General features: G+C 55.8%; 9 protein-coding genes and 2 pseudogenes. 2 read left to right on the top strand and 9 right to left on the bottom strand.

Annotation, left to right across the window (positions count from 1 at the left end):
- Positions 1-239: 239 nt before the first annotated feature.
- The 5 genes from SB753_RS28785 to SB753_RS28805 all read right to left on the bottom strand — a co-directional run bounded on the left by SB753_RS28785 (position 240) and on the right by SB753_RS28805 (position 7,033).
- A complete protein-coding gene (locus tag SB753_RS28785; RefSeq protein WP_410803090.1) occupies positions 240-1,664 on the bottom strand; it encodes a hypothetical protein in 1,425 nt (474 codons plus the stop codon).
- 247 nt (positions 1,665-1,911) lie between these two features.
- Positions 1,912-3,270: a hypothetical protein gene (locus SB753_RS28790; RefSeq protein WP_410803092.1), complete on the bottom strand. Its 1,359-nt coding sequence runs from the start codon at positions 3,268-3,270 to the stop codon at positions 1,912-1,914.
- A 33-nt stretch (positions 3,271-3,303) separates the two neighbouring features.
- Complete coding sequence (locus SB753_RS28795; protein ID WP_410803094.1) at positions 3,304-4,377, bottom strand: ATP-binding protein; 1,074 nt, start codon at positions 4,375-4,377, stop codon at positions 3,304-3,306.
- A gap of 11 nt (positions 4,378-4,388) precedes the next feature.
- Positions 4,389-6,356, bottom strand: coding sequence for a hypothetical protein (locus SB753_RS28800; RefSeq protein WP_410803096.1), 1,968 nt, complete (start codon positions 6,354-6,356; stop codon positions 4,389-4,391).
- Positions 6,353-7,033 carry a hypothetical protein gene (locus SB753_RS28805; protein ID WP_410803098.1) on the bottom strand — a complete coding sequence of 227 codons (681 nt, stop codon included), beginning with the start codon at positions 7,031-7,033 and terminating at the stop codon, positions 6,353-6,355. The genes SB753_RS28800 and SB753_RS28805 overlap by 4 nt, the downstream gene beginning before the upstream one ends.
- Before the next feature lie 817 nt (positions 7,034-7,850).
- Between SB753_RS28805 and SB753_RS28810 the strand changes: the two genes are divergently transcribed.
- Entirely contained in the window at positions 7,851-8,411 is a 561-nt protein-coding gene (locus SB753_RS28810) for a hypothetical protein (protein WP_410803100.1), read from the top strand.
- Between the two features lie 727 nt (positions 8,412-9,138).
- On the opposite strand, the pseudogene SB753_RS28815 reads toward SB753_RS28810, so the two are convergent.
- From SB753_RS28815 to SB753_RS28830, 4 genes and pseudogenes are all read right to left on the bottom strand, one after another.
- Positions 9,139-9,309: pseudogene (locus SB753_RS28815) on the bottom strand (XRE family transcriptional regulator); the annotation flags it as partial.
- Between the two features lie 458 nt (positions 9,310-9,767).
- Positions 9,768-11,074: pseudogene (istA, locus tag SB753_RS28820) on the bottom strand (IS21 family transposase); the annotation flags it as partial.
- Positions 11,075-11,334: 260 nt separating this feature from the next.
- Positions 11,335-11,811, bottom strand: coding sequence for a hypothetical protein (locus tag SB753_RS28825; protein ID WP_410803102.1), 477 nt, complete (start codon positions 11,809-11,811; stop codon positions 11,335-11,337).
- Between the two features lie 963 nt (positions 11,812-12,774).
- Positions 12,775-13,284, bottom strand: a complete 510-nt coding sequence (locus SB753_RS28830) for a hypothetical protein (protein ID WP_410803104.1) — start codon at positions 13,282-13,284, stop codon at positions 12,775-12,777.
- A 756-nt stretch (positions 13,285-14,040) separates the two neighbouring features.
- Here SB753_RS28830 and SB753_RS28835 point away from each other — a divergent pair.
- Positions 14,041-14,412 (top strand): HEPN/Toprim-associated domain-containing protein, encoded by a 372-nt coding sequence (locus tag SB753_RS28835; protein WP_410803106.1) that lies wholly within the window; start codon positions 14,041-14,043, stop codon positions 14,410-14,412.
- Positions 14,413-14,443: the final 31 nt, after the last annotated feature.

Raw genomic sequence — 14,443 nt, forward strand, 5'->3', positions numbered from 1 at the left:
GCAAGTCGTTTCGGGGCGTAAAAGTTCGGAGTGACGGGAGCCACGCGCTCATCGGCTTCCGAATCCGGATGCACCTACCGGACGAAATTTCCAGCGCGTCTCTGCTCATACGAGCATAGGACGATGCCACCCGCCCCATTCCCGACGAAGTTGACCGCCATAGATCAGCTTCCTCATCGATTCATGCCGCGTCCTCGAGTGTTTGCAGGCGCGGGAATAGAAACCGAAAAAAACCCGTCTCAAACGTAAATATGATGGTACGAGTTTCTATAGTGGGGCTGATGGTGACGAGCTGCGAACAGCACCTTTTCGTCAATCACCGTGTTCCAGCCGACAGGATGTGCCATCGGTACATCACCCGAGCGCCGTTTCGTACATCGTTTCGTCGCAATTTCAAAGAGATCGGCAGCACGGGGAATCACGCAGACGACCTGCTCGCGCGCTCCGTTCACAACGACATGCGGAATGAGCATTGGCTCAGACTCTCCACGCGAAGCAATGATCCGGAACGCGGACACCGATGACTGCTCTTCTATCTGTGCCCAGATCCGGACAAAGTTCAAAAAACCGAGCATAGCGTCATACTGGCCATTCGACGAAATCCCTGAGAGGGTAACTCCCCGCAAGGGCGGCGAAGGCATTTGATCTGCCTGCCGTTCAGAAGATGGAAGCCGTCTCTCGTGGGCCGCGCGCCAGCTCAGGAAGGCCACGCATAGAGTACATATGGCAGAGCAGTCCAGCGATATCCGTTCGAACGGACCCATTGCCATCAGCTCGGAGAAGCATTCTGCATGACCTGATATGAAGCGCCGAAAGATGGATTTTCGAACCAATCGATGTGCCTCCAGGCATTCGCGGCTATTGCACTGTGGTAGACCTTCTCCAGGCAGTCTCACGAGCACGCCCCCACTCAGCGCAGGAGGAACCACGCCCCAGTCGGCGGGCGGAGCGCATACACCCGTTGCCCAGTTGAGTCGCCACATCCACTGATAGTTGAACGGTTGGCTTTCACAAGCTAGCGCATTTAACAAGCTCGGTGCATCGCCGGTTGCCTTTCGAACTTTGCGCCACCATTCCACCATCCGTTGACAGTGCGTACTAATTGCGTCTTCTTTCTCAGCTAGGATGCGTTTGACACGCAGGTTAACACCCAGATCAATGGAATGACCGCAATGCCCACACCTCCACTTGAGCAACTCTGCGTTTGCGCGCCATTTCCAGCGCATCGGCAACCATCCACAGCGCGCACAGCCATGCGTCAAATCTTTACCGTGCCAGGGACAACGGGATATCAGAGGCAGGTTGAACAGTGTGCAGTGATAGTTCAACGCACTACAATCTGGACAGTGGCGTACTGCGTATTTCGCTCCTTCCCGCCTCGGGAAACCCAGGGACCCAAGGAAGGCGGTGCGAAACCGGGCCGGATCGACGTGCAAAAAAGATGCGATATGGGGGACGTCCCAGTCTGCTGGTGAATGAAACAACCGATGCGGGTCGGCTTCCCCTAAGCTAATCCCTCCGATCCGTTGTATTTCCTCAAAGCCAACGGCATTCAGCAGCTGGATCTTGATCAGGATGTTCCAGGCAGATTCAAACAGTGCCGGCGCCCTGACATCCCAGGTCAGACGGGCAGTGCCGTCGGCTCCTTCCCGCATTTTCCTCATCAAAGTTCATCCTTTTCACAATCATGCGATCGGTTCGCAGCTGCTACCCGTCTCTCTTCCAATGGCTCCGACGTCAGCTCCACGAAACGCAATGTAGCCCAGTTTTGCCCGGATAGAACGCTGAAATAGGAATTCGATACGAAACGCGCGTAGTATCTTATGCTCAATTTCGCCGCAGCTCCGCTGAAAGTCCGCCGTCGGCCAAGTAAGTGGCATTACAAAATCCAATAAGATTCCTCACCACATCTCATTTTGCCTCTCTTGCTTGGCACCGACATCTGGCACGCTTCTCCAGTTCGACCTCATCCATGAGCAGAAATCCCACCGACGAGGTCTCGCTGCCTGAAGTGCCTTCGAAAAAGACGTGCCGCCTGTCGGCGGTCCATCTCAGATCGGCGCACACACCAGCGGTTACGTTCACGTAGTTATGCAGATAGTGATGCAGATTAGGATGGGACACGAAACGTTCGACGCTGGCCCAAGTTGTCAGAAAGCCCATCAATGCCTGTTCGGCGAACCTTCCCCAATCGTCCGAGCGGGTGCTCACGAGTCTCTCAAACACCGCTTGTTCTGCGTTCGTCTCGCCGGACGTCGCCTGACCCCACGTCTCCCGCATTCGAGCCTGGGGGCCGAGCCACGCCACGTAAGCAATGCAAACGCTACAAAACACGCTTGAATACTTCGGTCGGGCCTCAGCCTCGTTCATGCTGAGAATCGTCCGAAGGCATCGACGATGTGGCTTGACGAAGCGTTTGAAGATGTACCGCCGGACCGATCGTCGTTCCTGCATTCTTTGCTTCTTACTCTCTTGGGTGAATTCCACTTGCTCAGGTCGATTCAGCCTGACAATTCGCGCCGCGGTCGGCGTTATTGAATGACGCCACGGCGACGGAAATGGCGCTATTTTTTCCGCGAAATAAAGCGCCATGTCTCGCTGTTCGTTGCGCTGATATCGTGTCGAAAACGTTTCTATGATTGGCGCAAGCAGCGGAAAGGCGCTGTGAGAATTCTGTCTCACATACGCCCACCAACCAACGAACCGTCGACAGTAACTGTCAATCTGGTTCGCCAGCGCAGTCGGCACCAGGTTGACGTCCGGCCGCTCATTCAGATAGCTCCAGTCGCTTCCGCAACTGCAAGGTACATCCGTTGCGCATCTTGGTGTGCCCTTCGTTTGGAGCCTTGCCGCGCAGGCGTAGCAGCCTTTGCCAAGCGGGCATCGGTGCCATGGACATTCTGTCACGATTGCGAGGTTAAAGAGCGTGCAGTGGTAGTTGAGTCCGAGACATTCGGTGCAATGCCGGAAGCCAATTGAACCTCCGTTCGGAGAATCGAAACCCAGCCAATCCAGAAAGCCTTCTTTCAGCCGAGCCTGATCGACGCGCAAGAGGGAAGAATAGCGGAAGAAGTTCACCCAGTTCCCATGCGTCAGCGCCCAGGGGAAGTCATGCATTTTCTCCTCTTCCCTTTGAATGAGGGCGCGTAACTCACCAAAAGTCAGCGAATTGAGCGCCATGACTTTAAAGAAGACATTTGAGGCGGATTCAAATGGGGCTGGGCCCTGATTTCTCCATGTAAGCCGCTCGAGTGACGACAGGAAGCGCATATGATGTCGGCAACCGAAAAAAGTCGCTTCTGTTCACAGATCTGCCAGGGCGATTGCCTGCACAATGTCCTCCTCTGAAAGCACCATTGTTTTGCTATCCTCATCCTTCTTTCCAAGGTAGAGCCCGTTGATCGTCAGTACTATGCTTTCCATGGTAAAGCCCCCTTTATTCCCTGGCGCCGCGTTGACAAGGGCGTTCCAGATAGCGGTTCCGTAATTCTGAATTCTAAAACCAGCCTCGAACGCCTCCGGAAAGAAGAAATAAGTGTAGCTCCATCCCGAACCCTCCGGCCATTCAGTCTCCTCATCAAGACTTTGTAAGATCCTGGTGAGCGTTTGCTTTGAATTACAGCACTGAAATTGAATTGGTTTTCTGAAGAAGCGTGCAATAATCTGTCTCTGATTACTCAGCGCAAGCGCGGAAATCAGGTGCAAAATCTCTGGTTGCCCGAACGAAATCGTCGTCATCGTGATGCCTTTCATGCAGAGAATATTGTGAATCTCGAGCAGTTCCCCGAAGTCCGATTCGTTGCACAGGTTGACCTCGTCAAGTATCAGAACAAACTGGTCTCCTCCCAGATTGGAAACGTTAGTCATCACGTCAAGAATCACGTTACGCAAAAGTGCCTCAGGGTCACGCCGCGCAGCCAGTACGTGTCCGCTTCCCTCCAGAATCAGGCGTGACATCAGCCCCTGTTTCGGCCTCAATGAGTGTCGTGCACTGGCCATCACGACATAGATCTTGTTGAATTCTTCAGCCAGATAGTCTTTGATGCTTGTTGCGCAAGTAGTCTTGCCAGCACGCGTCTCTCCGGTAAACACAATACCTGTCCTGCGCGCCCCCACCCGTTCGCGCGCCTCTTCATGCACGTTTATCAACATCGGTGTTGGGATTGTGTATTGCCCCCGTGAGACGGGGTGATCAGTGAGTATTTCTTCACGTCGCGCAATCGACCAGGAAGGCACCGCCTCCGGGATTGCTTCGGTCGAGGCCCCGTCGAACGGGGACCTGGCACTTTCGCTCGCTTCTTTTTCAGAGGATTGCATGTCGTCAGCTGCTTTACGCGCTGATGTCTTTCGAGGCCGTTCGCTTGCTGGTGTCGACATGGCAGCCTTCCTTATCGATTAGTTACCTTGTAGCGCTTCCCGGACAGTGGAACGAGCCGGAGGCGTGGCCCCCCGGGCGTTACGGCCTGTATTGACACCGCAGAATCCGGACTGGCCAAAGCAGGGATCCCTTCCCCCGCGTCTTTTGCGACGCGCGTGAGGTTGGTTGCGTCTTTCGCAGAGCCCTTTCCCGCTTTTCTTGATTTCTCCACCTGCTGTGCCAGGTAGCGCAGGTATGCCTGAACCGGATCTTCCGACTCACTCAGGATCAAAATTCGTCTGCTAACCAGCTGGAATATGGCCTGGCGGGTGGCGAGGCTATGTTTCGTCAAGTTCCATCCGCGCGTTGCGGATAGAACACCCAGCTCGTAACCGTTCGATGTGTATGCCCTGACACTACGAAGGTCTTCCTCGTCGATGTAGATCGTCAATTCCTTCCCGACTAGCGCTCCGCTCATGCTCAGGACAGGATTCGTGTAAAGCGCGTTCTCGTACTGGATGTAGGGTTTGCGCCCACTTTCGATGCCGCCACGCACCTTTCGCACTTCCCGCCGAAGCAACGAACGCACACGGGTGCTCCCCGACAACGGGAGCTTTCTGACCATTACGGGTGGCGACGGCCCACTTATCAATTGCCGAAGCGTTTCGAGCGGAGAGTTATAGAAGTTTCCCTGACCCGGCAAGCCATTGTGGGCGGCAAATGCTACGTCCAGCAACTGGTCGATGTCGTCGGCACGAATCCGGTACCGTTTGGCTGCGTCGGCGGCATCCGCCGCTCGTCCCGACTTCGGATTGGAGCCAGTCGTGGAAGGTAGACGGAGAAAAACATTGTCAGTTATCTGCTTGAATGTCCGCTCGATGTTCGGGCGACGCTCGAAGTGAGCCGGGGCGCCCCAGTTCACCATCGAACCGGTGTCTTTACGGAAACTGTCATGGATCAGGTTTGAGAGATTGACCAGCGCACCGTCTAATAGCGTTACCGTCCAGAGAGCTCCCTCCGCTTCGGGTATTAAGCCGCTCGGAAATCCCCCACCAGGTGGATATTTCAATGTTCCTAACGTTAAATCTTTCGGCACCCATCGCTTGCATATCGCGTCACGGATCACGCCCGCGACGTCGACGGCCGTCACCTCTGTCCGGTATACAACGCGGTAAGCGAGGACGCAGGTAGAAACACGTTCCACCACAGCAAGCAACCAAAGCCTCTCAAGGACAGACTCGACCTCCGTGCCAATCGGAGTCTTGAAGACGACCGTGAAGAGTGCATCGATATGATGCGCGTCGATCTCAACCGCATCGAACGGATCCGAGAAGGGAAGTATCGGCGAGATGCCGGACCCTGTCGCGAAATGCGCCTTCGCGTCGCTCCCGCCGCGCGCACGCACAGCATCACCCAGGTTCCTATCTAGCAGATCCCGCATGAAACGAACGACACTTTTGATCCCCCTATATTTTGCGGTGAAGGGCCAGCCACTTTTGGTTTGGTCGTACTTTTCTAGTTCGTTAAGGAAAAGGCGATGTAGATGGGAGCCTTTGATCTTGAATTCCGGTATCAAGCCCTCCTTCTTCTCCTTGCGTACCTGTGCAATCAGCTTCTTCTCCAGGTCCGGATAGCGTGCGAGTGCATCTTGCAGGGCGCATGCCATCCCTCCCTGTTCATCCCTCCGTTTTGGTTTTATCTCATTCCTGCGAGTATTTCGGCTCGTCCGCGTGAAGGGGAGCAGTCCGCGAAAGCCCAGAATCCGCCCGTCGCTAGCTCTTGTGAGACAAATCTTTGTTATCTGGATAGTCTGCTGTTTGCTCACTCCCGTCACGTCGCGGATATCAGTATATTTCGCACCTTGAAAGAGCATCCGGACGGCCAGCTCCCTGTTCTCGATGAATTCCTTATCCTCCTTTGACAGGGTGGAATAATCGAGCTTGGGCCATTCGTCTAACGGTGGCGCTTCTGCACGTGCGACGCTCTTCGACCATCTCATTGACCTGACCTCCAAACCCACGAGGATGACAATGTGAATCCCGAGGAAGAAAGATCAAGTCCGATGTCGGCCAAAACAGCCATTCGAGAAATGACCCCGAGAGCGATCTGGGAATCGAAATCGCGCATCGATTCAGTTACGTCGCGAATGACCCCATGGCCGAGCCCGCGCATGACTGTGATAGCAACCTGACTAGCCTCAGTCTGCTGTTCATCGCGTATGGCTGCACAGTAGGCAAGAACCTTCAGCCACCTTATTGCCTCCTGGCCACGCCCCGAAAAATCTGTCTCGACGAAAGTACGCACAGTTTTTCGACCGGCATTGGGGAGAACATCTGTCTGCACGCAGTTGTCCAACCCGATTTCGCCGAACAGAAACTTATGGTATTCACTCGCACCGGAGGACAGTTCCACTTCTGCATCAAAGTCCAGTCCGCGGTTCTTACCAGAGCTTCCTATGGGTGCGTCGTCAAGATCAAGATTAAAGGTCCGGACTTCAGGATTCGTCTCGAGAAAAATAGCCCAATGCACGAGATGACGATCGCTGCGGATGATCCAGTCACGATTCGTCTTGAGGCTATAGACGAGCGTTATGTTTCGATTCGTTTTGCCACGTGAGCGATACGCGCGCATTACATTCGATCGCTGTCTTGACGGCAAGGTGCGACTCTTTGACATCGAACCTCCAGATGGATGCAATCTACTGCGGCCCAACTTAGATATGCTTGACGAGTTTAGGTCACTCTCTAGTCAGGCGCAAAATTTAGTTCCTGGATGGAAGTGCGGATGACCGAGCTTCAGAGGACCACAATGGGGAAGCCCTCCTCCACCCACCGACGGCTACGCCATCGTGAAATCAATACATGCTCGTCGCGACTAGAGCCGCGAACGGTTTCGAAATCGGCGGTTCCATTCTGAACCGGGCCGTCTGCATATTGGAGTTGAAATGTGACGTCGGCGTCGCGTGTGTTTTCACGGTGAAAACGTACAGGCCGGCGTTGAAATGTGCCATGCATCCCTGCAATGGCACATTTCGCTAGATCTCTTAACCAAGGCTCGCCGGGTATTCTCCGGTTGGTCGGATGAAGGGACGCCGGCCGGCGGGCGTTGCACAGTTTGCGCCCCCTTTCCCCGCGCTGAAAACTGTGGCCACCTACCTTATTAAAAAATGTCCCGACTCCTAGGGTGTACCCACCCGCCAGTCCTCACGACTAGCCTGAAACGCAATGAAAAAGATGTCGACCGACTATCCTAGCCGCTGGACTGACATGTCCGATTATCTTGTCCGCTTCGCAAAGGGGAATGGCAGAACTCATACAATGTTTAGGAGTACGATTATGGCGACGCGCGCTACCGATTCCAGCTACTGGACCATTATGAGCGTCCTGTCCACCGGTCGCCTTAAGTCGGGTGGAGCGTTCGGGATCGGCAGAAACGAGGCCCCCGACCCCGCTCAACAACGTGTGGTTGGCTTCAGTGAGATACCTCCTGGTGAATGGCTGCGCTTGAGCGAGCGCAGCCGTTCAACTTACGGCATTGGGTTTTCCAGGCAATTCATCTCGAAGCGTGGCGGTGGTCCGATCTGGTACGCGCGAGAAATGGCGGCGAACAACACACGGTACCGAAGAAGTTGATGAAAATTGGCGAAGGCAACCCTGATCATCCAGTCTGGCGAATCACTGCGATGATCGATGCAACCGGCGTGTATGGGTTGACTTCGTACGAATATGAATGGGAGAGAGAGTGGCGCCATATTGGCAACTTGATGTTCGAACCCGAGGACGTTGCCTTCCTATTCATCCCCGAGGTAGTGCATGGTCAGGCGAGAGCATTCTTTTCATACGCCTACCACGAGAACCTTGGCCCTGCATATTTTTGTCCGTTCATCGACGCCAAATGGCCAAAGGCGCGAGTTGAGGAGGAACTGCTCAAAAAGCCTCTGGCATCTCCGCCACCTCTTCCCGCTTATGATGAGTATTTTGAAAGGGTTGACCTCGGAAACGGCAGGAGGGTAAGCAAATGCATTGGCAGACAGCGCCATACTTCGGACGGTTGACCAGATACCCGGTTCGCAACCAGGCCACTGCGTCGTGTCCCGCCGGCGCGCAGAATGGGAAAACCCGAAGCCTTTTTGACTTCGAAGGCAAGCGTGACACAAGGTGACACCAAGAACGTCTTGCGCGGACTGCCGGAGCTCCTGGTTCCGGGCCAGATTCCTCACCGCTGAATACTTCGGAACGGGATCACCTGACAAGTCTCGATAGTCGAGCGACGGTGTCGGGGCGACGGTAGCGGTGAATTTCAACGTAATGATAAAGACAGCAAGACGGCTTAGTGACGTTCCTCGGCCAGAGCGGCAGCACCTTGGTGTTCGGCCATGAGCTCGAGGCTGGACGAGTTTGGCGCCCGCCAGATATTGCGTGAAAACCTGCACGGTCATGCTATCGACGCGCTAAGGATATGAGGATCAGCGCTGTACTCGCGGCAAACATGGCCAGCTCCGGGTGGTTGCAGCGGCTCACACAGGGCGTCTACCTTCTCGCCAGGGACTGTCCCACAGGGGCTCTTCCACAAGGGACGGTTCGATCGCTTACCTGACTCATTGGCCTCTCATAAAGGTACGAAACTTAGTTCCAGAAGCAGGAAAGTCACATATTTAGTTCCGCAAAACTGGAAGTAATCTCAATACCCAATCCTTCTTCCTTTGCCCTCACAGCCGTGAAATGCCCGCAAAGCAAGGTTTTCACTATGCGAAAAGTATGAAATTTAGTTCCCCGCGCTTAAGCGGTCGGCACGCGCAGCGCACGGGTCAGTTTGAGTGCAATGCCAAACGGTGGTTCGTGCATGCCCGTTTCGTACCGACTCATCCGCGCGCTCGCGGTACCTTCGTCCAGACCGATCTGAATACCGAGCTGGTCTTGCGGAATATCTACTCGTCGCCGCGCATCTCGCAGGCGACGGCCGAATAGCCGTGGCGGGCTACTTTTTCGTCATCCTGCGAATATCGTAAATCTGCTTGTTATGTCGAAATTCGTAGAATCGATTAAACGACCCTCAGAACCTCGGTACTTTTGAAGCATTCACTGACGGTCCGTAGCGGCAGAAAGTTAACTTCAACTCTCGAGCCTTCTCCGCTCGGCATATCTCTACAAGTTAACTTGTGAACCGCTAGGGTTTGAAAAGTGGTAACGCAAGCCGGCCACTACCGGTTGCCAGGGACTGATTTTTTTTAAGCACGTGCTCTGTTTCTCCTACGGTGCCCTACCCGCGTTCAACGGGTAACCTGGGTGAGGCCGAAGGTATAGGAACGCGCCAATGGCATTGCCGCGAGAGCGAACAAAGACCATCGTGGACACTAGCAGCCTCCGCCGGATGCTGACGACCATGCTTGAGTCTTGTGCGCCAGGCCAGCGGCGAGCTCGAGCAATCCGACCATCGTCTTGCACGCCTCGCGTTGCGCCAATCGCACCTCCAGCTGTTCCCAGGTCCGGCGATAGGCTTCACGCGGAAACAGCTCGTCGCGAAACGCAAGTCCCTTGAAGGCCTGTGGCTTGCGTTTGAGGCTCTCGATGAAGTGTCGGTAATCCAGTGAACGACGGTTATCGCCGGCAGCGAGCCTCTCGGGGTACTGTGCACCAGTGCGCCGGACAGATAGCAGTCAAGCCGGTCACCATAAACGCGCACCTTCAGACGGTGACCAATCAGGCGCGATGGCGCGCTGTACAGAATGCCGCGCACAGTGAATGTGCTGCAGCGTGTGACGCGCGCTTCTTCCTCTACGAAGTCGGTCGTGCGCCTTGGCGGCAGATCCATGAGCTGTTCGCGCTCAAGGCGGAACGCCGCCGCGTTACGCCGGTTACGGGGCATGACGATCTCGCGCAGAAACTCGTTGTAGGCGGCACGATCGGCGAAGTCTCGATGACCGCGCAACATCAACGCCTGATCGACGGCTTCTTTAAGATAGCGATGCGACGATTCAACGCTGCCATTCTCGTGACCGAGGCCACGATTGTTGCGCGTGCCGTGCATGCCGTAGTGCTCAAGCCGCGCCGCATAGCGTGCCGTGAAGTCGTCTTCGTCGGCGAGGTTTCTGAACGCCGCTGACAGGCTATCGGTGCGATGTTCGCGCGGACATCCGCCCGCTTGCCACAGGGCGTTCTGCAATCCCATGGACAGGGCCTCGAAGCTCTCGCCGCCTTCAGCGACGTCGACGTATTCCCAGCGTGCGAACGCGAGCACGAAGTGATACAGGCGGTGATCGAACTGGATGCCAGCGATCGTCACGCGCACTCCGGCCATGTCGGTAAAGTCGGACAGACCGCGTACGCCGGGCTCATGCTGCTGGGGGAAGAAGACTTCCTTGGGCGGACCGGACATCGCCCTCCATTGCCTCACGCGCCGCTCAAGTGTGCGGCGTGTGCTGTCGGGATACTGTCCGGCGTGATCGTCCTGCAGTTTGCGCAGGATCGTGATCGCCTGAAGTTGCGGCGCATTTGCAAGCATCGGAACGACTTCGGTGTCCCAGACGTCAGCGAACGGGTCGGGGCGTGAGCGCCAGTAGCCGCGCTGCTTCTGGGAAGGCATCGTGGCGTCTCCTTCTATGCGCCGGGCGCTGCGTACGCTGATGCCAGCCTTCGCTGCGGCGATCTCCTGCGAGTGATGTTTGCGTTTAGACATGTAGAGGCGAACCTGTTGGTCGGTAATGCGGGTTCCAGACATGTAGCTGATCGCTTTTTTATTCGATCAGCCATCGTAGAACCCAGCCGACTCGGCGCCGCCGGTGATGCGTCCCCTTCGGCGGCTACGCCGCCTTTGACTCCACATCACCGGCCAAAACCTCCGCCGCTACACCGGCCAACATGATTGTCGCCGTCCAAAAAAGGCATCTTCGTCAGCGACGCGTCGTTCGAGATGCCCGATTGTCCAAGCTAACCGCTTAAGCGCCGTGTTTTGACGTGCAACACGTGAGCCGCTTTCGCTCAAGAGGCCCGAAGCCACAATGCCCCATCGTTTGCTGCGAACTTGAACATTTCGCTCCATCGATCGTAGTGCTCGTAGAACGACTCATCAAGCATGCCCCTCGCTCGCGCAAGCGGTTCCCAGTAAGCGAAGTCAGCGGCAAGCTTTGCCGAGACGACCGGCCCAAAGAAGTCGCCTCCTCGGAAGAGCTCCCGAAACGGCCCTGTCTGGTCGGCACTAGGCGGCCTCTTCTCGTAATTGGCGAAATCCGCAAGCCGCGCAAGCTGTTCATAGAAGAAGAACCTGCGGCCAAAGGAGAACCAGCATTGCTCTGAGCACTTGTACGTAGCGCCGACTTCAAGCCCCTCAGTCAGATATGGCAAATTGGTCCACGCAGGGACGGTAATGATATCGTCGACGTCTCCTTCATCGAGATCATAGTTGACTGCCCCATCCAGCCTTTTCAGCCCTTTCCCCGCTGCAAACAAGACACTCACGGCCTGCTCCTCAAAATGAATAGTTGAAAGCGCTAGCGGACTGGCCAGCCGCGCATTGTTGGTTGTGACAAAACTTGAGCTCTAACTGACGCCAACCGGATCCGCCGCAAGCTTCCGCATCCGCGAATGAACAAAGCGCTTTCGACTTTTGTTCTGCGACAGCGCTCTGCGCCGCCGTCCGCCAAGAGCCCGCATACATTGGAACGGAACGCAACGGTATAGCCGAAACGTGACTCGTGTGACCCGGTTCGATCTGCTCGCGAGCACACAGATCGCGCCACCTGGCGGCCCCGGAAGGCGGCCAGTCGGCTTCTGGCTGCGGAAGAAATTCCGGCTATTGCGCCAGCATACATACTGCCGCTTCGCTCCAATTCGTCGGCCAGCGCGGTGACTCGCGACCAGATGCCCGGCCGACGCATCGCATCGCATGTCACATCACGCGCATGCTCAAATTCTCTGCGGTACGGTAGAAGCTGAGCCAGTCCGGTAGCCTTCTCGACGTCGCTTTCGGGATCTACCCATCCTTCAGCCTCCCAGACATTGAACTCCGGGTTCTCGTAGTGCGCCTCAGCGATAGGTCCCGCCAGAGCGCCACAAATACGCCGACGCGCCGAGCGCCTTACTTCGGCGAGGAACCGGCGACCTCGCGCCGCGCCAAGCGACTTCGCCACAGAGCCATGCACGTGATTGAACTGCCCCCGGGTTAGCTCGATAGCTTGTGCCGTCCCACGTGAGGTACATCGCAAGCCACGGGCTGTCACACGGCTCGCATACCCCAGCCGCGCCCTCTATCACAGCGCCCTTTCGTCCACGGTAGTCCACGAATCGCTCCCCACCGGCGCAACCGCAAGGCCATAGACGGAGGCCGCCCCAAGGCGTAAATCACTGCGTGGCCAGCTTCGCAGAAGCAGACCGCGCGGCGAAAATCCTGGTGTGAACACGCGGAGGGCGAAAGGCGGCGCATCAGGAAGTGCCATTTGCGGGGAAATCACCAAGACTGAAGCCAGCATGCGCCGCCTTTAGCAGCCATCTCGAACATGTGGCGGACCATTCCGTAGTAGTAAAAGTCCTCGCACCAAGAGCCCTCGCGCGTTCGTCCCAAAGAGCGAAGTCTTTAGCGAGCTTCTTCGACATCACCGGACCAAACGTTCCCGAGACGCTGCGGCCGTACGGGAAAATGTCGCGGAACGCGACTGTGCTGTCTTGTTCAGGCATGTCGCCATCAAGACCAACCAGCGTTGAGGGCTTAACAACCCAGTCCACGTACTCCCTCCATCTGTCAGCAACGCGGTACCAACTGGACTCGTCGAACCGGTACATGGCGCCCTCTTCCATGCCTTCCGTGATGCACGGGCAGTGCGGATTCGACTCCGTCACTACGTGCACTATCACGTCATACTTCGGGTCCGCTTTCACCACCTCGCGGTCGACCTTCTTCAAGTTACACGCAACAAAATAAACGGGACCGCTCATTAAAACACCCCTGTAAATACGATAGATTTTGGAAATACCCTAAAGGCGCATTTGTCGTCACCATTGGCCGAAAGATCAAATCGGATACAGGCTTTCGGTGTCAACCAGCAGACGTCTGAACAGGTTTATATCACTCGAATTTTGGGCTAGACAAGCGACAAAGCACGACTCTTTCCGATTTAAGGTGGATGCTTTTAAAAACAGATTTATTTTTATCTGTGATTTTCAACCACTAAAAAATTTGCGCCTGCAGACGTTATGGCCCCGTTTTTAAACCGCGTCGCAGCGAACACTGGCCGTCTGGTACCGCTAGCCAAGGCGGGGAATGTCGTCGGCGCAGCTGTGAAGCTTACCAAGGGAGTGCAGCGTGAGGACACGACTGGACCTCCGCGCCTTTCGATGGGCCATCCGCGTCGCGCCGACCGCCGCTGACACGCCGTAACAGGCGACTCCCTGCCATCAAGTCAGCGGGTCTTCCCAACTAGCCCGAACGGCGCCTCAGTGTCAAGACGATACATGCCAGAAAACAGCGCTCATTTATTAAGACATTTTAATAAGAATAACCGCAAATTGAAAAATAAACCCAAAACGCCTCACAGCCCCCAATTCACATGCTATCGTTTATTGAACTGATGAACAGATCTATACCGTTTCGTCAAGACTCAACGTCGGACTCCGGTCCGGAATACCTGACGCAAATCAATTATGGGCCTTCCCAGCGCATTCATTACGATTAACGGCTGTGGTCTAAAGACCATGCAGACCAGTTACCGCGGATGGCGATTCAAACGCGAAGACCGAGCCATTCGGCCGATGGACCGCCGGGGATACGTGTACGTCACTTCCGCTGCTGTCATGTGCAAACGCCTTGCAGAAGCAGTCTATAACCGCACTGCGTTGGAGCTGGAGTACCTGAGGACGTTGCAGAAGATTTCCGCAGAGGGCACAGAATCCTACTTTCGCACGCGCTGCTGCATACGACGATACACCTCCGCCCAACGCGCCGAGGCTCGCAGGCGGGCGTCACTTTGCGTATTTCGGACGAACGTGACTGGCCGTTTCGGGATGGTGACCGACGATTTCGGCAACGTGACCGGTCATTTCGGAAACGTGACCGAGCGGACCTGAAGGCAGGATTGGCGTTGCGCATGACATCAAC

Source organism: Paraburkholderia sp. SIMBA_053 (assembly GCF_046534895.1).
GTDB classification, from domain to species: Bacteria; Pseudomonadota; Gammaproteobacteria; order Burkholderiales; family Burkholderiaceae; genus Paraburkholderia; species Paraburkholderia caledonica.

Excerpts from the sequence above, each read along its gene's own strand:
- SB753_RS28805 (WP_410803098.1), bottom strand. The coding sequence starts at position 7,033 with ATGTCAAAGAGTCGCACCTTGCCGTCAAGACAGCGATCGAATGTAATG.
- SB753_RS28790 (WP_410803092.1), bottom strand. The coding sequence starts at position 3,270 with ATGCGCTTCCTGTCGTCACTCGAGCGGCTTACATGGAGAAATCAGGGC.
- SB753_RS28785 (WP_410803090.1), bottom strand. The coding sequence starts at position 1,664 with ATGAGGAAAATGCGGGAAGGAGCCGACGGCACTGCCCGTCTGACCTGG.
- SB753_RS28810 (WP_410803100.1), top strand. The coding sequence starts at position 7,851 with ATGGCTGCGCTTGAGCGAGCGCAGCCGTTCAACTTACGGCATTGGGTT.
- SB753_RS28835 (WP_410803106.1), top strand. The coding sequence starts at position 14,041 with ATGCAGACCAGTTACCGCGGATGGCGATTCAAACGCGAAGACCGAGCC.
- SB753_RS28830 (WP_410803104.1), bottom strand. The coding sequence starts at position 13,284 with ATGAGCGGTCCCGTTTATTTTGTTGCGTGTAACTTGAAGAAGGTCGAC.
- SB753_RS28800 (WP_410803096.1), bottom strand. The coding sequence starts at position 6,356 with ATGAGATGGTCGAAGAGCGTCGCACGTGCAGAAGCGCCACCGTTAGAC.
- SB753_RS28795 (WP_410803094.1), bottom strand. The coding sequence starts at position 4,377 with ATGTCGACACCAGCAAGCGAACGGCCTCGAAAGACATCAGCGCGTAAA.